General features: G+C 38.9%; 17 protein-coding genes and 2 tRNA genes. 12 read left to right on the top strand and 7 right to left on the bottom strand.

Going from position 1 to position 20,916, the window contains the following annotated elements:
* The first annotated feature begins 58 nt into the window (after window positions 1-58).
* The 7 genes from GVK91_RS21645 to rplI all read left to right on the top strand — a co-directional run bounded on the left by GVK91_RS21645 (window position 59) and on the right by rplI (window position 6,251).
* Window positions 59-925, top strand: coding sequence for a lysophospholipid acyltransferase family protein (locus GVK91_RS21645; RefSeq protein WP_159731297.1), 867 nt, complete (start codon window positions 59-61; stop codon window positions 923-925).
* A complete protein-coding gene (locus GVK91_RS21640; protein WP_159731295.1) occupies window positions 922-1,953 on the top strand; it encodes a glycosyltransferase family 2 protein in 1,032 nt (343 codons plus the stop codon). The genes GVK91_RS21645 and GVK91_RS21640 overlap by 4 nt, the downstream gene beginning before the upstream one ends.
* Before the next feature lie 119 nt (window positions 1,954-2,072).
* Window positions 2,073-4,097 (top strand): NAD-dependent DNA ligase LigA, encoded by a 2,025-nt coding sequence (ligA, locus tag GVK91_RS21635; RefSeq protein WP_159731293.1) that lies wholly within the window; start codon window positions 2,073-2,075, stop codon window positions 4,095-4,097.
* Window positions 4,098-4,134: 37 nt separating this feature from the next.
* Window positions 4,135-5,013 carry a 4-hydroxy-tetrahydrodipicolinate synthase gene (gene dapA / locus GVK91_RS21630; protein ID WP_159731291.1) on the top strand — a complete coding sequence of 293 codons (879 nt, stop codon included), beginning with the start codon at window positions 4,135-4,137 and terminating at the stop codon, window positions 5,011-5,013.
* 147 nt (window positions 5,014-5,160) lie between these two features.
* Window positions 5,161-5,529 carry a 30S ribosomal protein S6 gene (gene rpsF / locus GVK91_RS21625; protein WP_046671750.1) on the top strand — a complete coding sequence of 123 codons (369 nt, stop codon included), beginning with the start codon at window positions 5,161-5,163 and terminating at the stop codon, window positions 5,527-5,529.
* Window positions 5,529-5,792, top strand: coding sequence for a 30S ribosomal protein S18 (rpsR, locus tag GVK91_RS21620; RefSeq protein WP_028071347.1), 264 nt, complete (start codon window positions 5,529-5,531; stop codon window positions 5,790-5,792). Before rpsF ends, rpsR begins: the two co-directional genes overlap by 1 nt.
* Window positions 5,793-5,807: 15 nt before the next feature.
* Entirely contained in the window at window positions 5,808-6,251 is a 444-nt protein-coding gene (gene rplI / locus GVK91_RS21615) for a 50S ribosomal protein L9 (RefSeq protein ID WP_046671751.1), read from the top strand.
* A gap of 542 nt (window positions 6,252-6,793) precedes the next feature.
* Here the strand turns inward: rplI and trxA are convergent.
* The gene (gene trxA, locus GVK91_RS21610) at window positions 6,794-7,114 is read right to left on the bottom strand and encodes a thioredoxin (RefSeq protein ID WP_046671752.1); all 321 of its coding nucleotides are present in this window, start codon (window positions 7,112-7,114) and stop codon (window positions 6,794-6,796) included.
* Between the two features lie 124 nt (window positions 7,115-7,238).
* Entirely contained in the window at window positions 7,239-11,657 is a 4,419-nt protein-coding gene (gene dnaE / locus GVK91_RS21605; RefSeq protein ID WP_153847737.1) for a DNA polymerase III subunit alpha, read from the bottom strand.
* Window positions 11,658-12,308: 651 nt separating this feature from the next.
* Between dnaE and GVK91_RS21600 the strand changes: the two genes are divergently transcribed.
* A complete protein-coding gene (locus tag GVK91_RS21600; protein WP_159731289.1) occupies window positions 12,309-13,091 on the top strand; it encodes a Cof-type HAD-IIB family hydrolase in 783 nt (260 codons plus the stop codon).
* Here the strand turns inward: GVK91_RS21600 and GVK91_RS21595 are convergent.
* Window positions 13,088-13,687, bottom strand: a complete 600-nt coding sequence (locus tag GVK91_RS21595; protein WP_153847739.1) for a hypothetical protein — start codon at window positions 13,685-13,687, stop codon at window positions 13,088-13,090. The two genes, GVK91_RS21600 and GVK91_RS21595, sit on opposite strands and share 4 nt — an antisense overlap.
* Window positions 13,688-13,732: 45 nt before the next feature.
* On the opposite strand from GVK91_RS21595, the gene GVK91_RS21590 reads away from it, so the two are divergent.
* Window positions 13,733-14,635, top strand: coding sequence for a pirin family protein (locus GVK91_RS21590; protein ID WP_120333353.1), 903 nt, complete (start codon window positions 13,733-13,735; stop codon window positions 14,633-14,635).
* A 140-nt stretch (window positions 14,636-14,775) separates the two neighbouring features.
* On the opposite strand, the gene GVK91_RS21585 is transcribed toward GVK91_RS21590, so the two are convergent.
* Window positions 14,776-15,375, bottom strand: a complete 600-nt coding sequence (locus GVK91_RS21585; RefSeq protein ID WP_153847741.1) for a DUF502 domain-containing protein — start codon at window positions 15,373-15,375, stop codon at window positions 14,776-14,778.
* Between the two features lie 44 nt (window positions 15,376-15,419).
* On the bottom strand, window positions 15,420-17,861 hold the full coding sequence (locus GVK91_RS21580) for a bifunctional UDP-N-acetylmuramoyl-tripeptide:D-alanyl-D-alanine ligase/alanine racemase (protein WP_159731287.1): 2,442 nt from the start codon (window positions 17,859-17,861) through the stop codon (window positions 15,420-15,422).
* A gap of 77 nt (window positions 17,862-17,938) precedes the next feature.
* On the opposite strand from GVK91_RS21580, the gene GVK91_RS21575 reads away from it, so the two are divergent.
* From GVK91_RS21575 to GVK91_RS21565, 3 genes are all read left to right on the top strand, one after another.
* Window positions 17,939-18,427, top strand: coding sequence for a regulatory protein RecX (locus GVK91_RS21575; protein WP_153847743.1), 489 nt, complete (start codon window positions 17,939-17,941; stop codon window positions 18,425-18,427).
* Window positions 18,428-18,539: 112 nt separating this feature from the next.
* Window positions 18,540-18,612: transfer RNA gene (locus GVK91_RS21570), tRNA-Gly, on the top strand.
* 5 nt (window positions 18,613-18,617) lie between these two features.
* A tRNA-Leu gene (locus GVK91_RS21565) sits at window positions 18,618-18,702 on the top strand.
* Window positions 18,703-18,840: 138 nt separating this feature from the next.
* Here GVK91_RS21565 and chrA read toward each other — a convergent pair.
* Entirely contained in the window at window positions 18,841-20,169 is a 1,329-nt protein-coding gene (gene chrA / locus GVK91_RS21560) for a chromate efflux transporter (protein ID WP_159731285.1), read from the bottom strand.
* Between the two features lie 203 nt (window positions 20,170-20,372).
* Complete coding sequence (locus tag GVK91_RS21555; RefSeq protein ID WP_153844742.1) at window positions 20,373-20,894, bottom strand: OmpA family protein; 522 nt, start codon at window positions 20,892-20,894, stop codon at window positions 20,373-20,375.
* Window positions 20,895-20,916: the final 22 nt, after the last annotated feature.

The raw sequence follows: 20,916 nt of genomic DNA, 5'->3' as shown, positions 1-20,916 counted from the left end.
GCAAAAATAACTTAAATTAAGGATATTTGTAAAGAACACTGGGAATTTTAGCTATAGCATGAAACAAAAAGCGTTAAACGCATTAATCTATATCATCTCTCTTCTCCCCTATTGGTTTCTATATTTGATCTCCGATGGGCTTTATTACATACTCTACTATATTATTGGATATAGGAAGAATATTGTATTTCAGAACTTAAAGAATGCTTTTCCAGAAAAAACGGATAAAGAACGTCTGGTGATTGCCAAAAAGTTTTATCGTTTTTTCCCGGATCTTCTTGTCGAATCGATCAAATTGAAAACGATTACGGCTGAGGAAGTCAAGAAAAAGATAACTTTGGATAATGTAGAAGAATTGACGAAACACCTCGAAGCGGGCAAAAACGTAATTGGGGTGACCTCACATTATGCCAATTGGGAGCTTGGTATTCACCGTTTGAGCTTAATCACAAACTTCCCTACGCTGATTGTATACAAACCACTCAACAACAAAGACATTGACACAGTATACAATGATATGCGAGGTCGGTTTGGCGCCGAAATGGTACCAATGAAACAAATACTCCGTCATATTGTAAAGTTGAAGGGCCAGCCCAATATCAGTATACTCGTTGCCGATCAAACACCGCTGTATTCGGATTCCGATTATTTTATTAATTGGCTAAATCAGGAAACATTGGTCTATACAGGAGCCGAAAGACTTTCTAGAATAAGTAAAGCACCTGTGGTCTATTGCTATATCGGAAGAAAGCCCAAAAGAGGGCAATATTTCTGTAAATTCGTTACTTTAATCGAAGATCCAAGTGGCTTTGGAGAACATGAAATTACCGATATACACAATCAATTTGCTGAACAGCTTATTCGTGAAAACCCAGAATATTGGTTATGGTCACATAATCGCTGGAAAAGAAAACGTAGAAAATGAGTGAATTACCAAAAGTAGCTGTCGTTATCCTCAATTGGAATGGCCGATTTTTTCTGGAAAAATTTTTACCATCCGTATATAACAGTTCGTATCCGAATGTCGAATTTGTCATTGGAGACAATGCCTCCGATGATGATTCAATTTCATTTGTGAAACAGTACTATCCGACGATTACTATCCTTGAAAATGATAAAAACTATGGCTTTGCAGGCGGTTATAACAAAATACTGCAGCGTGTAAATGCTGATTACTATGTACTCCTCAATTCGGATGTCGAAGTGAGCCAAAACTGGATTGAACCAGTGATTGAGTACTTGGAAAGAAACCCTTCCCTAGCAGCAGCACAGCCCAAAATACGCTCATTTCATAACAAGCAGAAGTTCGAACACGCCGGAGCGGCCGGTGGCTACCTGGATTACTTTGGCTTTCCTTTCTGTAAAGGTAGAATCCTACATGAAGTAGAAGATGATGCTGGACAGTACGATAATGAATCCGAAATCTTTTGGGCATCTGGAGCGGCACTTTTTATTCGCTCAGAAGCCTGGAAAGAGGCAGATGGACTTGACGAAGATTTCTTTGCTCATATGGAGGAAATCGATCTGTGTTGGCGATTAAAGAAAATGGGCTATGGGATAGGCTATTGTCCTAAATCTATTGTTTATCATGTTGGTGGGGGCACCCTCAATGCAAGTAATCCCAAAAAGACCTATCTCAATTTTAGGAATAACATGGTCATGCTGCAGAAAAACCTGCCGCTGGGCAAAGCAATATGGATTATTTTCATCAGGCTTTGGTTTGACTTTGCAGCCCTTGCTAAGTTTCTGATCGACAGGAAACCCAAGGATGCCTGGGCAATCAGTCGCGCACATCAGTATTTCTTCTTGAATATTTTCAAAAATGCTAAAAAACGAAAAAAATACAAGGTGAAAGAAAATACAAAAGGGCAGTACACAAAATCGATTATCATTGATTTTTACACAAATAACAAACATAAATTTTCTCAGCTAAATCCAGAGGATTTCAAATAGCGTATTATTTCCCTGTAACATAAAATGCAGAAAAACGCATTTTAAAAATAAAGCAGTCATTACGACAAGATTCTTTATTTATTTTATTTAAACGTACTTTTTATTTGTAATTTTGCAAAATGTTGGTGATGGATATTGAAAAAAAGATAAAAGACTTAACGGCAGAGCTCAACCATTATAACTATCAATACTATGTATTGGCGAACAGTGTTATTTCGGACTACGACTTCGACCTTAAATTAAAGGAACTCGAAGCGCTGGAAGCTCAATATCCCAACTTTGCCGACCCCAACTCCCCTACACAGCGTGTTGGTGGAGACATTACCTCCCGATTTCAAACGGAAAAACACCGCTGGCCAATGCTTTCATTGGGCAACACATACAATCAGGAGGAATTACTTGACTTCGACCAGCGAATCCGCAAAATTATCGGCGATCACTTCGAATATGTTTGTGAATTAAAATTTGACGGTTTATCCATCAGCTTGACTTATGAAAATGGCCTGCTAAGTAAAGCCGTTACGCGCGGTGATGGTACACAAGGCGATGTTGTCACAAACAATGTTAAAACCATTCGTTCTATACCGATCAAACTCAAAGAAGGAGATTATCCAGATCAATTCGAAATACGAGGTGAAATATTTATGCACAAATCAGCGTTTCTCCGCCTGAATAAGGAAAGAGCCGATAATGAGGAGCAAACCTATGCCAACCCAAGAAATTTCGCCTCTGGAACCATCAAACTCCAAGATTCTGCTGAAGTTGCAAAACGCCCATTGGACTGTTTCCTTTACTTTTTGTACTGCGACAACAGAACAAATCTATTTCACGACCATTGGAATAGCTTAAACCATGTCAAAGACTGGGGGTTTCACGTCAGCGAGCATAGCAGAAAGTGCAGCACGTTAACCGATGTTTTTGCATTTATTGACTACTGGGATGTCGAACGTCATAACCTAGGTTATGAAATTGATGGAATTGTTATTAAAGTAAATGATTACGCACAGCAGGAGGAACTTGGCTTTACTGCCAAAAATCCGCGTTGGGCAATATCCTATAAATTCAAAGCAGAGCGTGTAGAAACCAAACTGAACTCGATTAGTTATCAAGTTGGACGTACCGGCGCTGTTACACCTGTTGCCAATCTTCAACCTGTACAACTGGCAGGCACAACGGTAAAACGCGCTTCCTTACACAATGCAAATGAAATCGCACGTCTCGACCTACACGAAGATGACACTGTCTTTGTAGAAAAAGGGGGCGAAATTATACCTAAAATAATTGGGGTAAACCTCGATAAAAGATTAGCAGGATCAACAAGTTTTGTCTACCCTACATCTTGTCCGGAATGCGACACAGTACTCATACGACAAGAAGGGGAAGCCGTACACTACTGCCCTAATGAAACTGGATGCCCGCCACAAATTGTTGGCAAAATGCAGCATTTTATCGGACGAAAAATGATGGACATCGAAGGAATGGGAGACGAGACCGTAGATACTTTCTTCAAGAAAGGTTTGTTGAACAATATCGTTGACATCTATGGACTCAAAGACCATCAAGATGACCTACAACAACTCGAACGCTTCGGTCAAAAATCAATCGATAACATGCTCAACGGCATCGAAAAATCCAAAGAAAAACCTTTTGAAAAAGTTTTATTTTCGCTTGGAATACGTCATGTCGGCGAGACGATTGCAAAAAAATTAGCTCAGCATTTCAAAAATATTGATGCACTAGCACAAGCCTCGACAGAGGAAATCGAAGGAGTACAAGATATTGGACGCCGTATTGCGGAGAGTGTCAAAGAATACCTAGACAATCCAATTCATCAACAACAGATTGTCGCACTGAGAAATTATGGCTTAAATTTCGAAATTGAAGAAAAGGAGATCATCCTTGCTAGCAATGCACTTGAAGGGAAAACCTTCCTGATTTCCGGTGTATTTGCAGATCATTCACGTGAAGAGCTAGCAGCAGTAATTGAAAGCAATGGCGGAAAGATGTTATCTTCCATTTCTGCCAAATTAAGCTATCTCGTAGCGGGAGATAAAATGGGACCGTCCAAACTAGCGAAGGCAGAAAAACTGGGTATCCCGATGATTAATGATAAAGAACTCTTTGAACTCATTAATCCCAAGTAAGTTTTTTTAATTAAATTTATATAAATACAAAAACAAGATGAACGAGCTTCACGGCGCAGGGGTAGCATTAGTCACTCCTTTTAACTCAGATGAATCTGTTGATTTCGAAGCATTAGGTCAGCTAATTGACTTGCAAATCAACGAAGGTATGGATTATTTGGTTTCTTTAGGTACAACTGGAGAAGTTGCCACTTTAACCAATGATGAACGAAAGCGTATCTGGGATTTTACTGTCAAGCGCGTGAACGGTAGACTTCCTTTGGTTGCTGGAATTGGTGGAAATAATACTGTCGAAATTGTGGAACAAATTAAGAGCTTTGATCCAACAGGCTTCTGCGCGATTTTATCCGTATCTCCTTATTACAACAAACCAACACAAGAAGGCATTTACCAGCATTACAAGGCTGTTTCAAACGCCTCTCCACTTCCGGTTATTTTATACAATGTACCTGGGCGTACGGGCAGCAATATAACAGCACAGACAACATTACGACTGGCCAATGATTTTTCAAATATCGTAGCCATCAAAGAGGCTTCTGGAAATTTTGCGCAATTCAGCGAAATTCTACGGGATAAACCCACAGGATTTCTCTTGATCTCCGGAGATGATCCGGTTACCTTGCCGATGATGTCTCTTGGAGCAGCTGGTATCATCTCAGTGATCGGAAACGCGTTACCGAAAAAGGTCGCCACATTAGCTAAGTTATGCGCTGAAGGCAATTATGCGGAAGCTAGATCGATCCATAATGAACTCCTTGACATTACAGACCTGTGTTTTATTGAAGGAAACCCTGCTGGTGTAAAATATATTCTACAGGAATTGGGGATCGGAAAAGATCAATTACGACTTCCTTTAGTCCCTGTTAGCGAGAAAATACAGGCAGCTATCAAAGAAGAATTAAAGAAATTGAACTAAAATATAGCCTAGTTCGGTTGAGAAAAGTTTAGATCCCTCCAAAGGATCTAAACTTTTTTATTTCAAAGCTTTGCAACATAACAATATAATAACTACCTTTGCACTTCCACAAAAGTGGAATTTTAAATAACAAAATTAATTAACACAATGCAACAGTACGAATCTGTAATCGTTCTTACCCCGTTGCTTTCTGATGATGCTGCGAAAGAAGTAATCGCAAAATTCAAAAACATCTTAACAGAAGGCGGAGCCGAGATTGTCGCTGAAGACAATTGGGGTTTGAAAAAATTAGCGTATCCAATCCAGAAAAAAACTACTGGATTTTATCACTTAACTGAATTCAAGGCTCCAGGTGAATTAATCAATAAATTAGAGGTTGAATACAAACGTGATGAGCGCATTATGCGTTTCTTGACTGTAAGCTTAGACAAACATGCTAAAGCATACAACGAGAAAAAACGTAGCGGTGCATTCAACAAAAAAGCTGAAACTAAAACTGAGGAGGGTGCAAACTAATGGCTAACGAAAATATCCAATACGTAACTGCTCCTAAAGTAGAGGACAACCGTAAAAAATACTGTCGTTTCAAAAAGAATGGTATCAAATATATCGATTATAAAGATGCTAACTTCTTGATGAAATTTGTAAATGATCAAGGTAAAATCTTACCTCGTCGTTTAACTGGTACATCTTTGAAATTTCAACGTAAAGTAGCTCAAGCTGTTAAACGTGCTCGTCACATCGGCTTATTACCTTACTTAGCTGATGCAATTAAATAAGGAGGACGATAGAAAATGGAAGTAATTTTAAAACAAGATATCAAAGGCTTAGGTGAGCAAAACGATATCGTTAATGTAAAGCCAGGTTTCGGTCGTAACTACTTAATCCCGCAAGGATTTGCTATCCAAGCGACTGAATCTGCAAAGAAAGTTTTAGCTGAGAACATCAAACAAGCTCAGTTCAAACAAGAAAAAATCAAAAAAGACGCTACTGAATTAGCTGGTAAATTGGAAGCTATCAAACTTTCAATCGGTGCTAAAGCAGGTGAATCTGGTAAAATCTTTGGTAAAGTAAACAGCATTCAAATTGCTGATGCGTTGAAAGCAAAAGGTTTTGATGTAGATCGTCGTCGTATCACTTTCGAAGTAGAACCTAAAGAACTAGGTGAATACATCGCAAACTTAAACTTACACAAAGAAGTGAAAGTTCAAGTTCCTTTCGAAGTAATTGCTGAATAATTCAGTTTATTTAGTCAATAATAAAAAGCGGCTATCCGAAAGGATAGCCGCTTTTATTTTTACCATACTTTACCCAAAAAAAACTCGCGTTACGGAGAGCAACGCGAGGCATAATCTAGGGTATTTGAAAGGGAAAATCTTTGTCAATTTCTATTTTTTTTCAAAAAAACAACTCCTAAATCATCGAGTCAAAAAAAACAATATCAAAACCGAAAAATCGAAACAAATTCTTTTCGAAAACCAATTTCAATACTCAAAAGAAGCAAAAAATATTGGTTTTTGCAAATAAAATTGATTTTTTATCAGAAATTAAACACAAATACATTAAAACTAACAACAAAACCATATTAAAACACAAAAACACAAAAAATACAAAACATTACACTGTTAAAAAACAATATAAATACATAAAATCACACTAAAACAAATAAAATACAGACACAAAACAACTAAAATTCGAAATAAAATCAAAAAAATTGGATTTTAAAAACAAAAAAAGCCTGAAATATAATATTTCAGGCTTTTTTTATTATTTAGCTAAGTTATGCTAATTGTTTTTCTAATTTCTCGTTCAATACTGATTTTGGAACAGCTCCAATTTGTTTATCAACTATTTCTCCATTTTTAAAGAACAATAAAGCTGGAATATTACGAATGCCATAACGAACAGAAATCTCTGGATTTTCATCCACATTTACTTTTCCTACAACAGCTTTACCTTCATAATCCTTAGCCAGTTCTTCAACCACAGGACCTACCATACGGCAAGGACCACACCATTCTGCCCAAAAATCAATTAATACTGGTTTGTCTGCTTTTAAGACAACTTCTTCAAAGTTGCTATCTGTAATTTCTAATGCCATAATCTTTTAATTTTATAAACCGAAGTTATATCTTTAATACTATTTAATTGCTAAAATCAATAAACAAAGATAGTAACAACTACCAATGTATTTGTAATCTTAATTACACAAATTCCAATCCAAACTAATTCAATCGGTAATTTATCCCTTCAAACTTATCTATACAGTCCAAAAATTCATTTGTTAGGTTTATTTTCAGACTTTTAGCTGGCATTTCGACAGATATTTCATCTTGGGGATCCCAAATTTTAAACTTTAATTGACAATTTGGCACAACCCCCTCAATCTCATTTTGCGCCAGTATATCTTTGATTCCGTCAAGAAATGCTTCATTCAACTTAGGTAAAGGAATATTAATCGTAAAACTCTTCGCCATCTTCTCACGAAGATCCGAAAGTAACTGTACACTACGCAGCTCAAAGCCCCAATTTCCAACCTGTCTGAAACGTTCCTGTACCAAACCCCGTAATTGCACAAAATAGCCCTCTTGCAAATATCCCTTCAACTTGACGTATTCTTCGCCAAAAACTGCCATATCATAAGAATCACTATAATCTTCTATGATAAACGACGCAAAAGGCTTACCAGTCTTTGTCAATCGATGGTTTGCCGATGCGATAATGCCACCAATCACCAATTCTTTATTCTTGATCCGATTAAACTCAAGCAAAGTCTCTTCATCGACCTCTGCCGCCTTAACCTTATTGATCAATGCCAAATCTGAAACCGAATTCTGACAAAAATGTTCAATTTCAAACCGGTATGTATCTAAGGGGTGACTGGTCAAATAAATACCGATAACATCTTTTTCATACTTAAGCTTTTCAATCAATCCCCATTGCGGACATGGTGCCAAAACGGGTTCCGGCAATTCTGCAGCACCACCTACACCAAACAAGCTCGCCTGGGCCGAACTTTCATTTTCTTTAAAACGCTGGCCGAATCGTATCGCCTTTTCCATTCCTGTTGAACTTTCATCCGAATGAAAATACTGTGCACGATGCGTATTGTCAAAACTATCAAAACCACCAGCATAAGCCAGGCTCTCGAAAGCTTTCTTGTTGACCGCACGAAGATCAATCCGTTTGGCCATATCGAAAACAGATTTATACAATCCTGATTGCCGTGTTTGCACGATAGCATCTACTGCTCCTGCCCCGACACCTTTAACCGCACCTATCCCAAAACGAATAGCTCCAGATTCATTTACCGTAAACTTATAATAAGATTCATTCACATCAGGACCAAGTACCTCTAGTCCCATACGTTTACATTCCTCCATAAAGAATGTCACCTGCTTGATGTCATTCATGTTATTAGAAAGTACGGCAGCCATATATTCCGCCGGAAAATGCGCTTTCAAATAGGCTGTTTGATAGGCAACCCAAGCATAACAGGTAGAATGGGATTTATTAAATGCATAACTTGCAAAAGCTTCCCAGTCGGTCCAGATCTTCTCCAGAACTTTTGCATTATGCCCTTTCTCCTCTGCCTGCGAAACAAACTTAGGCTTCATCTTATCCAGTACAGCTTTTTGCTTCTTACCCATGGCCTTACGCAAAACGTCGGCATCACCTTTCGAAAATCCAGCTAACTTTTGAGACAAAAGCATTACCTGCTCCTGGTATACCGTAATTCCATAAGTTTCTTTCAAATATTCCTCACAGGCATCCAAATCGTAAACAATAGGATCTATACCATGCTTCCGCTTAATAAAACTTGGGATATACTCAATTGGGCCCGGACGATAGAGTGCATTCATCGCAATCAAATCGGCAAATACCGTCGGCTTAAGGTCTCGCATGTACTTCTGCATTCCAGGAGATTCATACTGAAACACCCCTATGGTCTCTCCACGTTGAAAGAGCTCATAGGTAAGCTCATCGTCGATCGGAAATTGATCCGGATCCAGCACGATACCATGGCTTAATTTGACATTTTCGACCGTATCTTTTATCAGTGTCAGTGTCTTTAAACCCAAAAAGTCCATTTTCAGCAAACCGGCACTTTCAACAACGTGGTTATCGAACTGCGTCACATAAAGATCCGAGTCTTTTGCCAAAGAAACAGGAACGAAATTAGTAATATCGTCTGGCGTAATAATAACACCACAGGCATGGATACCTGTATTTCGTACAGACCCCTCCAAAACCCGGGCCTGTCTGATCGTTTCAGCTTCCAATCCAGCACCATCAGCAATAGATTTCAATCTATTAACAGCTTCAATTTCCTCAGTCCTCAGTTTTTCCTTTAAGCCGGCGTCATCTAAAGTAAAAATCTTGGATAATTTAAGATTCGGAATCAGCTTGGCAATTTCATTGGCATCCCCTAAAGGTAAATCCAATACACGAGCTGTATCTTTGATAGATGACTTTGCAGCCATTGTACCGTAGGTAATAATCTGGGCAACTTGACTAGCACCATATTTATTAATTACATATTGCATAACCCGTCCACGCCCCTCATCATCAAAATCGATATCAATATCGGGCATGGATACACGGTCAGGATTTAAGAAACGCTCGAAAAGCAAGTCATATTTAATCGGATCGATATTGGTAATTCCCAAACAATAGGCCACCGCTGAACCAGCTGCAGATCCCCGTCCTGGCCCCACAGAGACACCCATATCTCGGGCTGCCGCAATAAAATCTTGAACAATCAAAAAGTAACCTGGATACCCTGTTTTCTCAATGGTAGCCAACTCAAAGTCTAGGCGATCTCGAATATCAGTCGTAATTTCTTCATAGCGTTTCTCAGCCCCCACATAACAAAGATGGGCCAGGTATTTATTTTCACCACGTTTTCCCCCATCTTCAAGATCGGCTTCCACCTGAAATTCTTCGGGTATATCAAATTTAGGCAAAAGGACATCTCGGTTTAACTTAAATATCTCTATCTTATCGACAATCTCCTGGATATTTAAAATCGCTTCGGGCAAATCTTTAAATAGAGCCTTCATTTCATCCGAAGACTTGAAATAATACTCCTGATTCGGTAAGCCAAAACGGAACCCTCGTCCCCTACCTTTTGGCGTTGAGAGCTTTTCACCATCTTTCACACACAGCAAAATATCATGTGCATGCGCATCGCCTTTCTTCTCGTAATACGTATTATTGGTCGCAACAGTTTTAACCTCATATTTACGGGAAAACTTCAGCAACGTTTGGTTCACACGATCTTCATCTTCCTGACCATGACGCATCAATTCAAGATAAAAATCATCCCCAAATTGTTCTTTCCACCACAGCAAGGCTTCTTCGGCCTGGCTCTCACCAATATTCAGTATTTTATTCGGCACCTCGCCTTGTAAGTTACCTGACAAAGCGATAACATCTTCTTTATATTGAAGAATAAGATCCTTATCAATCCGCGGAACATAATAGAACCCGGACGTATAAGCAAAAGAAGCCAGTTTAGCCAGATTATGGTACCCGCGTTTATTTTTCGCTAATAACACAATCTGATAACCATTATCCTTCCTCGACTTATCTTTGTGGTTTTCACAAACAAAAAATTCACAACCAACAATTGGCTTTAAAAGCTGACCAGTAGGTTCCTGTCCATTTTCAACAGCCTCCGCATTTTGCGCTTCAACTTCTTTATTATGGCCTATAACACGAGAAACAAACTCAAAAGCCCCCATCATATTTCCGTGGTCCGTTAACGCAACAGCAGGCATATTATCCTTGACTGCTGCCGAAACTAACTTATCGTACGACATCGTCGACTGCAGAATCGAAAACTGAGAGTGATTATGCAAATGGGCAAATTTGGCATCCTTTAAAGCTGCTAACGCGTCCGCATCAACGACAACCTTGACTTCATCTGGCTGAGACCGTTTTCTAATTTCATCAGAAGCTGCTTTTAGGTTGATATGTTTCAGTCCAACAGTGGGTATAGGACCAGGATTGTTCGTTTTAAAATCGACAAAGTAGCCCGTATCGACCTGAAGTTCCTCAGTAGTGAAAACCTCTCTTCTGACAAGCTCCAGAAAACAACGTGTTGTCGCCTCAACGTCGGCTGTTGCATTATGTGCCTCAGCAAACGGTACTCCAAATAAATAGGAATGCAGCTCGGTCAAATTAGGTAATTTAAAGCGACCACCGCGACCACCTGGAATTTTCAGGAGTTCAGCTGTTACTTCCGTACAGGTATCTAATACAGGCATATTAGCCATATTAGACGCAACACTATAACGGTAAAATTCACAGCCCATGATATTCAAATCAAAACCAATATTTTGTCCAACAACAAACTTGGCTTTATTCAATGCCACATTGAATTTCTCTAGGACCTCCTGAAGCGGCACCCCCTGCTCTTCTGCCAATGCCGTCGATATGCCGTGTATTTTTTCAGAGTCATAGGGTATATCAAATCCATCTGGCTTAATCAAGAAATCGTGATGTTCGACCAAATTTCCCATCTCATCATGAATTTGCCAAGCCAACTGAATACAGCGAGGCCAATTGTCCGTATCGGTAATTGGTGCGTCCCAACGCTTAGGCAAACCCGTCGTTTCCGTATCGAAAATAATATACATAAAATTCTAACCCTCTTTAATACAATACATTAAATGCAAGACAATTTACATTTTTTTGAACTTGAAATTTACGAAATTATTAGAGAAGATTGTGTCAGATTTTTGCGAAAATCCACTAAAGAAAATCTAGCTTCACACGATACCGGCCGCTAGCTACGCTTTAATAAGAAACAGGATCATAAACTCCTCGATCTTCCTTTTTTTATGCGCCTCGAAAAAGTCAATATCAGGCCAAATCATCAAGCCCTCGAGCTCTTTCTTATCATGTATATCAAAAGATCCAACATTATGCCAACATCAAATTTACAGCTCCTTTAACACGTACTTCATAGGGACTTTATAGGGACCTCATTCGGACTTCATTCGGATGAATACCTATAATCTTCCTTTTAATTCCCTTTTATCTCTGGTTTTATTTCCTCTTAATTATGCGGTTGATGTTGACTTATCTCCACCAAGTGTGGTAAAAATTTTCATCTAGAACCGCAACTTAACATCTACAGACCGACTGTCTTCCATTTGGGCATACTTATCCTCAATACAATTAAAAACGAGATAAGCACTATTAGGCGATAAAACACCTCAAATTTAATATTGTAATAGTTACACTATCCCAAGTATTTAGTATATTTGATTTTGACCCAAAAATCCATGATTAAAGCTATTTTTTTTGACATCGATGGAACTTTGCTAAGTTTCAAAACACATCAAGTTCCCGAATCTACTCAACAGGCATTTCAATTATTAAAAGAAAAAAACATCAAGGTATTTGTTTCAACAGGAAGGTCCTACAATCAGCTGGGGCATATTCGTTACCTCGATTTTGATGGATATATCACCTTCAATGGCGGGTATTGCGTCACGAAGGAACAGGACGTCATTTATAAAAATAACATTCCTCAAAAAGACATTCGCTCCTTATTAAATTATGCTAAAAAGCGTGAAGACCTGACTTTTTCATTCATGTCTGAAAAAGAAATTTCCTTGAACCAGGTTACACCGGAGGTATTCCAAATGTACCAGCAGGTCAATGTCCCCACCCCACCAGTTCGGGATTACGAACAGAATTTTGATCTTGACTCAGTTATGCAGGTCAATGTTTTCATCAATCCTGAAGAAGAAGCTGAATTCATGGAAAATGTGATGCCAAATTCAGTTGCTTCGAGATGGACGCCCGTTTTTGCTGATGTCAATCCTATGGGGCAAAGCAAAAAAATTGGAATAGATGTTTTTTTAGACCATTTCAACTTCACCTTGGAAGAAACCATGTCATTTGGCGACGGCGGAAATGATATTACAATGCTAGCGCACACCCATATTGGAATTGCTATGGGTAATGCAAATCCCGAGGTAAAGGAAATTGCAGATTATATAACAGATAGCGTTGATGAAAATGGCATCTGGAATGCATTAAAACACTTCAATATCATCTAAAGTTGGATAGTTAAGGTTATTCGAGAAGTATTGCTGTTACTATTCATCAGCAAATTATGTTTTTCCGGAAAAAGATAGTCCAATCGCTGTCGAAAATCACGTATCAATGTGCTGCTAAACTGGCTTTCCAGGTAATGGTTCACGCGATAACTCACTTCCAGCATAATCAGCTTTGATGAGCCCGATAATCGTATACGAACTGGATGAGAAAACATCGTATTATAACCATTTTCAACAGCATGCTGTACCACAGGAAAAAGAATGAGCGGCGGCAACATAATTTCATCCTGAGAGTGTAGCTTATTTTCCCATTTGACTGAAAAACCTGCTGGAAGAAAACGTTCGGCCAACTGCAAATATTGGTTCAACAAGTTAAGCTCTACCTGCAGAGCCTCAAATCGGTCAACATGAAGCTTAAGCAACTGCTCTTGAAAAGCAAAATACTCCACTGGATCTATTTTGTTACGTTGTATAAAATGCCCTATCAAAAAACTGTCCAGCTGACTGTTCCTAAAAGACAACCTATCCGCAAGTGCCAAAAGCTCTTCATTTCTTACACTCTTTTTACCCAAAAAACGATTGATTATACTCGACATTTCTTAAATTGCTGTAGATTAGAAACACAAAAATAAGGAAACATTATGTCAAATATTGCAATAGTTATTGAAGAAAGAGCCGCTGACATAGGCAATTTCTTAGTTGGCCGACTTCTGCCTTTCAGGCAGAAACGTATGGTCGGCCCTTTTATCTTTATCGACCACATGGGACCAGATAACATTGCCGAACCGCACTTTATGGATATTGCTCCACATCCGCATATCGGGTTATCCACATTGACTTATCTATTCGAAGGTAGCATTATGCACCGTGACAGCTTAGGAAATGCCGTGGAGATCAAACCTGGAGCAGTCAATTGGATGACGGCAGGTAAGGGTGTCACACACTCCGAAAGAACTCCCGAACAGCTGAGATCTACCCCGCACGACCTACATGGGCTGCAGATTTGGGTGGCCCTACCAAAAGAACTCGAAAAAATGGAACCTAATTTTGTTCACATAGAAGAACCGCAGCTTCCACATTGGACCGAAGACGGTGTATCTTATCGTTTAATTGCAGGTGAAATTAAAAACCATCGTTCCGAGGTTCCCGTATATAGTCCATTATATCTTATTGAAATCAAAGCAGAACAAGATGCGACCATCAAACTGGGCGATCACCTATATGGCGAAAGTGGATTATATATCCTTCATGGAACTGTTCATGCGGAAGGCCAGGAATTCGGTCCAAAACAGATTTTAGTTGCCAAGGATGCGAAACTATGTGAATTCGAAATGAAGGCGGGTACTTCAGTTTACATTTTTGGTGGTGAACCTTTTCCTGAACAACGATATATCGACTGGAACTTCGTCGCTTCAGACATTGAAACATTAAAAATAGCGCGCGAAAAATGGGAAAATCATGAATTTCCAAAAGTACCTGGAGATGACGGCTATATTCCAATCCCACCTGTAAATCCCACTTTAGGGCAGAAAAAAAATCAATAGCAATGTCCTAAACCAATAACAACGTGGACGTATAAATTGGAAAAAGTCGCACAAGTAGAAAGACAGAATAAGCAAAAATAAAAATGCTGGAAATCATACAACGACTTCCAGCATTTTTACTTAACCGATATGAAAGCCGACTAATGGGCTATCCCGCTCACACCACCGGAAACAACGAGTTTCATGGCATCTGTTGGAGACATATCTAATTTTTTGACCTTGTCTGCACTGATAATAACAACCTGTCCTGCAAAAGAGTAGGAATATGGAAAATACACCATAACATCTTCTTCAAGCCCAATGCTTTTTAAATCATGCTGCGTTAAGAAACCTATCTTCTTCAGACCAAACTCATTCACCGTCACCAAGACAGGTTCATTAAATTTCTTTGCATCACCAACAAAGGCCTCCGTAAAATCTTTAATCGAAGAATATAATGTATTTAAAAGTGGAATCCGCTGGATCTGATGATTAATCCACACTTTAATGGGGTCTGTAACAAAATTTGTAAAAATAAGCCCCGCCAAAACCAATACCAAAATAACGGTCAGAATACCTATTCCTGGAATATACAAGGGGTGCCCCCTATCATCCTCCAAAAAATGTTCAGTTAGATTCAATGCCGAATCAACTGATGCAACAATCCAAACTATTAAAAAAATAGCACCAGCAAGAGGAACCACTACCAGGACACCTCGTATCAAATAATTAATAAATCCTCTGATTAATTTACTAAACATGAATTGAAAATAAAATATTATTCAAAAATGCAGAATATCCTTTATTATTCATAAAAATATACTCTTTTTACGCGTTGGGAAATACTCGTCAGCAATTCATAAGGAATCGTCCCTATAGCCTTCGCCGCTGACTTTATATCAGGGTAAACGATAACTTCATCTTCCTCTCCAACTTCCACATCCGTTACATCCAACATACACATATCCATACATATATCTCCTATAGTAGGGACTAAAAAACCGTTTATCAACATTTTACCGACACCGTTACCAAAACGCCTATCGTAACCGTCCGCATAACCAATTTTAATTGTCGCAATCTTACTATCTCTATACAGGACGCCGTGCCTATTATAACCTACGGTTTCACCTGCTGGGAGGTATTTAATTTGCGTCACATTCGTTTTCAAGGTACTCGCCTCCCTAATGGGTAAATCATGACGCTCGATATCGATACCATAGAGACCTATCCCCAACCTCACCATATCAAAATACGCATTCGGCCACAATTCAATACCCGATGTTGCTGCAATATGACGTAGAAAAGAATATCCTATACCACTTTCGAGACGCTTTGTAAATTCATCCAGCAGATCAATTTGTCCTTGTGTAAATTCCCAATCCTTTTCATTACCTGCAGACGCTAAGTGGGAAAATGCAGATTTAACCTCTAAAATCGCTTCCGCACGTAACACAGCTATTAAACGATCGACCTCGTCAGGCATAAAACCCAACCGATGCATACCTGTATCTATCTTAATATGAATCGGAAAAGAAGCTATTTGTTTCGTTTTCAGAAAATTCAAAAAAGAAAACAATATTCTAAAGCTATAAATTTCCGGTTCAAGGTTATACTGAACAATGGACTCAAAAGAACTTTCATCAGGGCTCATCACTACAATAGGTAATTTTATGCCCGCACCACGCAAATCAACCCCCTCATCCGCAAAAGCAACAGTCAGATAATCCACCCGATTGAATTGCAAAAGGTTTGCTATCTCGAAGCTTCCACTACCATAAGAAAAAGCTTTGACCATGGTCATCAACTTCACCTGTTTCGGCAGCAGCTGTCGATATACGTTCAAATTATTCTCCAGTGCATTCAAATTGATTTCAAGCACTGTATCATGTGATTTTGCAACTAAAAGCTGACTGATACGTTCAAAATGAAACTCACGTCCTCCTTTCAATAATACCGTGGCATTTTCAAAAGAAAGCGACCTAATATCGGCCAAGAAAGCAGTTGTATCGCTATATGAAATAGAAGGCACTTCAAATTGTGCTGCCACTTTAGGCAACACTTCACCTATCAATATCAATTTATCCAAACGATACTCACTAAGCAAACGTTTCAGCTTGGACAAACTTTTTTCATCTTCGATATGGACACCAGGGATATCCGACAATATCAACATCTTGAACGGATGCTGTCCCTGCTGATTTAAAAACTCCAGGGCAATCTGCAGTGCATCTAGATCATTACTATACGAGTCATCGATAATTGAGCTATTCTTTTTTCCTTTTTTTAACTCAAGACGCATCGCCACTGGCTGCAGCTCTTTAATCCTCGCTGCGATCACTTCATTTTCATAACCAAAACGCAGCATCACCGCTACACAATTTATCGCGTTCTCAACATTTCCTTTATCCACAAACGGTACTTCAACAGCAAAGGTGCGACTGGCATAATAGAACGTGACCATAGTAAATCGGTCATTAACCTGCTTGATGGAATACACTTCCAAAGAAAGGCCCTCATCAAGCCCCCAGGAAAATTTTCGTGGTCTATATGGCAATTGAATATTTTCGAGGTAACTATTTGGAAAAATCATGGTTTCAACATTTTTAAAAAGCTCGAGCTTTTCATAGATCTTTTCCTCTTTAGATTTAAAACCAGCTTTGTGGGCAACACCGATGTTGCTCAATAGTCCTATAGTTGGTTTTATCATCTGCTCAAGGCGCAGCATTTCCCCTTTTTCTGAAATTCCCGCTTCGATTAGCGCAAGATTATACTGATCGGACAATCCCCACAAGGACAAAGCCACACCAAGTTGAGAATTATAGCTCTTAGGACTCCGATAAATCCTATATTCAGGAGACATAAGCTGGAAAAGCCACTCTTTTACAATCGTTTTGCCATTGCTCCCAGTAATTCCGATGACAGGATAATCAAATTTCTGACGATGAAAAGTTGCCAGCTCCTGCATAGCAACTAAACTATCCGCTACCCAAAGAATATTAGCTTCCAAAAGCTCCATTTCCTGTCCCTCATCGGCCTGAAGCACAAAGTTACGAACTCCTTTTTCGTAGGCTTCCCGGATATACCGATGACCATCTCTGTTCTTCTGAAGTGCAAAAAAAATCCCGTTGTCCGCCTGGGCAATTTTACGGCTGTCATAAAATAAATGCTGGACAAAAGAATTGGGATCCGTGATAAATGTGCGATTGGGATGTAAAATCTGGGCGATTTCCGATATTTTGTACATTCTCCTGATATATTTTGATTGTGTCAAAACTGAACATTTTTTTAGTTATTTCATATTATTTTTGAAATTTTGACAATATGTTTGACGAAGAAAAAAGAAACAAGAAGATATTAACGCAGCATCAGGCGCAGTTGAAAGCGGAAAGCTATTGCGTCTATCAAGAACGCGCACAGCAAGAAGTACGCGATAAGCTCTACAGCTGGGGACTAAACGAAGAAGAAGTCGAAAATGTATTGGCCAATTTGATCAGCGATAATTTTTTAAATGAAGAACGCTTTGCTATTGCCTACTGTAACGGAAAACTCCGCATGAAAGGCTGGGGTAAAGTAAAAATCAAGCAGGCACTCAAAGCAAAAAGGGTCTCCGAACAATTGATAAAAATTGCATTTAAGCAAATCGATCTAGATGAATATGAACAAATCTTAAATCATATCGTTGACAAAAAACTCCGTGAAATTAGTGGTAAGAACCACTATACAGTGAAAAACAAAGTTTATCAGTTTGCGCTATCCCGCGGATTTGAGAGTGATTTAATTTTTTCCACACTGAATTCAAAGGAGTTATAAAAAACACAGAAAGAAAGTAAATAAATATTTTGCAATATTAAATTTTCGCTCTATATTTGCATCACCAAAAAGGAACGCAAGGTTCTTTTGAAAATTGAAATAAAATTCCAATGCGAAAATAGCTCAGCTGGTAGAGCACAACCTTGCCAAGGTTGGGGTCGCGAGTTCGAATCTCGTTTTTCGCTCACCTGCCTAGGTGGTGGAACTGGTAGACACGCAGGACTTAAAATCCTGTTCCCGTTAAGGGAGTGCGGGTTCGATTCCCGCCCTAGGTACAAGAAAGCTCATCTAACGATGGGCTTTTCTTGTTTATGCGCGTATGTTACCTCGAATGGCTCTATCAAATTCACAAGACTCCCTTCAATCTTTAATAAACTTGCTTGCGAAGCTCATCAGCCAATGGACATTTTATTTTATCGCCATAAAAATAAGAGAAAGCCATAGACTAAACTTAACAATATAAGTTTCAACATGCCTATTTTATACTTGAATAAAAGAAAAAGTGAGAATAGCACCCAAACCAGAGCCATCGGCTCAATGGCATACCAAGAACTGACACCACTTGGAAATAGAATTCCTAAACCTAAATAACAGGCTAAATTAACGATTACACCAACCACCGATGCCGTCACTAAAGATAGGATAAATTGTATACATGTATTTTTTTGGGCCCGTTCGATCAGTGGCGCCCCAACAAAAATCAAGGCAAAGTTTGGCAAAAAAGTAAAATATGCTGTCGCGATCAAACCTATTGCTGCCATGAGATAGGACTGATGAAAATGATTGAAGCCAGCCATGAAACCAACATACGCCAAAACAACCACTAAAGGCCCCGGAGTCGTCTCTGCAAGAGCAAATCCATCTATCATCTGGCTCTTCGAAAGCCAAAACAATTTCTCTGTCACAAGGGCCGCAACATAGGGAATGACGGTATAAGAACCTCCAATCGTCAAATAAGCGGACTTTGTAAATAAAAAAGAAAGTGTCTTCCAAAATTCAGTATCGATGGTAAAAAACAGCAAAATGGTCAACGGAATCAACCATAGTAAGAAAAACAGCAGCACCTGAAGAGAAACACGACGGTAGGATACGGAAGGAAGTGTTTCGAGCGTATTGATATAATAAGCAGATTCAAACTGCTTATCTTCATTTTCACGATTAGCATCAATTTGGGAAGTTTTTGACAAGATTGTATATAGTAGTAGACCAAAAGCGATCACCCCCACAATAATCCAGGGCATTGGAACCCCAGCAAAATACGATAGAAAAAAAGCGGCCAATGCTACCAAATAATGCCATGTGCTGACAAGAGATTTCTGCCCTACCCGAAAGGTTGCAAATATAATGATCGCTAGAACTGCAGGTTTTAAACCCGAAAATAAAGCAATAAGCAATGCGGAGTTGCCATAGTGTGCATATAGCGTACTGAGTCCACATATAATAAGCAGTGAGGGAACAATAAAAAATACCCCGGCCAACACACCACCTTTTACGCCGTGCAGCTTCCATCCTAAATAAATCGTCAATTGATGCGCTTCCGGTCCCGGTAACAACATACATGCATTGAGCGCCTGAAAAAACTTCCTGTTACTTACCCATCTTTTCTTTTCGACCAAAAAATCGTGCATAATGGTCACATGGCCTGTTGTTCCACCAAAACTTATCCAACCTAACACAAACCAAAACCACATGGCTTCCCGAAAAATTGGCTTCTGTCTATTATCTTCTTCCTCTAAATTCATCTTTTTCAACGCTATTTGTCTTAGGCCCGGATTTTATCGAAAGCAATTTCTGCAGAACAGCACACATTCCGGTGTCTCCTGTTTTAAAATACCTTGTTTCGGGAGACCATATACAGCGGTATAAAACCGCTATATAACTGCATAAAAAAAGCGAGATATCTTAAATATCTCGCTTTTTTTATATTAAGAATTGGTCTGATAAACTATTTTTTATCTAAAATAGTAACTTCCACTCTTCTATTTTTTTGACGTCCTTCCGGACTTTTATTATCTCCAACTGGATTTGACTGACCGAAACCTTTTGCCGTGATGCGCGAATCAGCAACCCCTGAATCTACCAAGAACTTCTTAACAGACGCCGCTCTTTTATCGGAAAGCCACTGATTATACTCAACAGTACCCGTAGCATCAGTATACCCATCGACTTTGATCTTATTATTACTTTCCTTCAAGATCAACGCCAATTTACTAACTTCAGTTTTTGCCTTCTCAGATAGGTAAGAAGAGTTTGTTGGAAACAATAAATCAGACGATATACTAAACTTAATCCCTTCATCAGTTCTTTTCGCGTCATTAAAATCCTTCTTCACATTTTTCAAACCATCATCAGTTCCATCTTTTGTTACAACTGCACCTGGATTGACTACAATAGCTTGTTGTTTACAGGAAAATAACGATAAACTTGCACATAAGGTTAAAATTCCCAAATTAATTTTTCTAAGCATGTCGTTTCTAACGTATTTAATA

The sequence above is a fragment of the Sphingobacterium sp. 18053 genome, assembly GCF_902706145.1.
Taxonomy (GTDB): Bacteria; Bacteroidota; Bacteroidia; order Sphingobacteriales; family Sphingobacteriaceae; genus Sphingobacterium; species Sphingobacterium paramultivorum.
Note: the sequence above shows the minus strand (reverse complement) of the source record. Positions and strands in the feature narration are given on the sequence as shown.

Excerpts from the sequence above, each read along its gene's own strand:
- chrA (WP_159731285.1), bottom strand. The coding sequence starts at position 20,169 with ATGAATTTAGAGGAAGAAGATAATAGACAGAAGCCAATTTTTCGGGAA.
- ligA (WP_159731293.1), top strand. The coding sequence starts at position 2,073 with ATGTTGGTGATGGATATTGAAAAAAAGATAAAAGACTTAACGGCAGAG.
- GVK91_RS21600 (WP_159731289.1), top strand. The coding sequence starts at position 12,309 with ATGATTAAAGCTATTTTTTTTGACATCGATGGAACTTTGCTAAGTTTC.
- rpsR (WP_028071347.1), top strand. The coding sequence starts at position 5,529 with ATGGCTAACGAAAATATCCAATACGTAACTGCTCCTAAAGTAGAGGAC.
- GVK91_RS21585 (WP_153847741.1), bottom strand. The coding sequence starts at position 15,375 with ATGTTTAGTAAATTAATCAGAGGATTTATTAATTATTTGATACGAGGT.
- GVK91_RS21645 (WP_159731297.1), top strand. The coding sequence starts at position 59 with ATGAAACAAAAAGCGTTAAACGCATTAATCTATATCATCTCTCTTCTC.
- GVK91_RS21590 (WP_120333353.1), top strand. The coding sequence starts at position 13,733 with ATGTCAAATATTGCAATAGTTATTGAAGAAAGAGCCGCTGACATAGGC.
- GVK91_RS21555 (WP_153844742.1), bottom strand. The coding sequence starts at position 20,894 with ATGCTTAGAAAAATTAATTTGGGAATTTTAACCTTATGTGCAAGTTTA.
- GVK91_RS21580 (WP_159731287.1), bottom strand. The coding sequence starts at position 17,861 with ATGTACAAAATATCGGAAATCGCCCAGATTTTACATCCCAATCGCACA.
- GVK91_RS21595 (WP_153847739.1), bottom strand. The coding sequence starts at position 13,687 with ATGTCGAGTATAATCAATCGTTTTTTGGGTAAAAAGAGTGTAAGAAAT.
- rplI (WP_046671751.1), top strand. The coding sequence starts at position 5,808 with ATGGAAGTAATTTTAAAACAAGATATCAAAGGCTTAGGTGAGCAAAAC.
- dapA (WP_159731291.1), top strand. The coding sequence starts at position 4,135 with ATGAACGAGCTTCACGGCGCAGGGGTAGCATTAGTCACTCCTTTTAAC.
- GVK91_RS21640 (WP_159731295.1), top strand. The coding sequence starts at position 922 with ATGAGTGAATTACCAAAAGTAGCTGTCGTTATCCTCAATTGGAATGGC.
- GVK91_RS21575 (WP_153847743.1), top strand. The coding sequence starts at position 17,939 with ATGTTTGACGAAGAAAAAAGAAACAAGAAGATATTAACGCAGCATCAG.
- rpsF (WP_046671750.1), top strand. The coding sequence starts at position 5,161 with ATGCAACAGTACGAATCTGTAATCGTTCTTACCCCGTTGCTTTCTGAT.
- dnaE (WP_153847737.1), bottom strand. The coding sequence starts at position 11,657 with ATGTATATTATTTTCGATACGGAAACGACGGGTTTGCCTAAGCGTTGG.
- trxA (WP_046671752.1), bottom strand. The coding sequence starts at position 7,114 with ATGGCATTAGAAATTACAGATAGCAACTTTGAAGAAGTTGTCTTAAAA.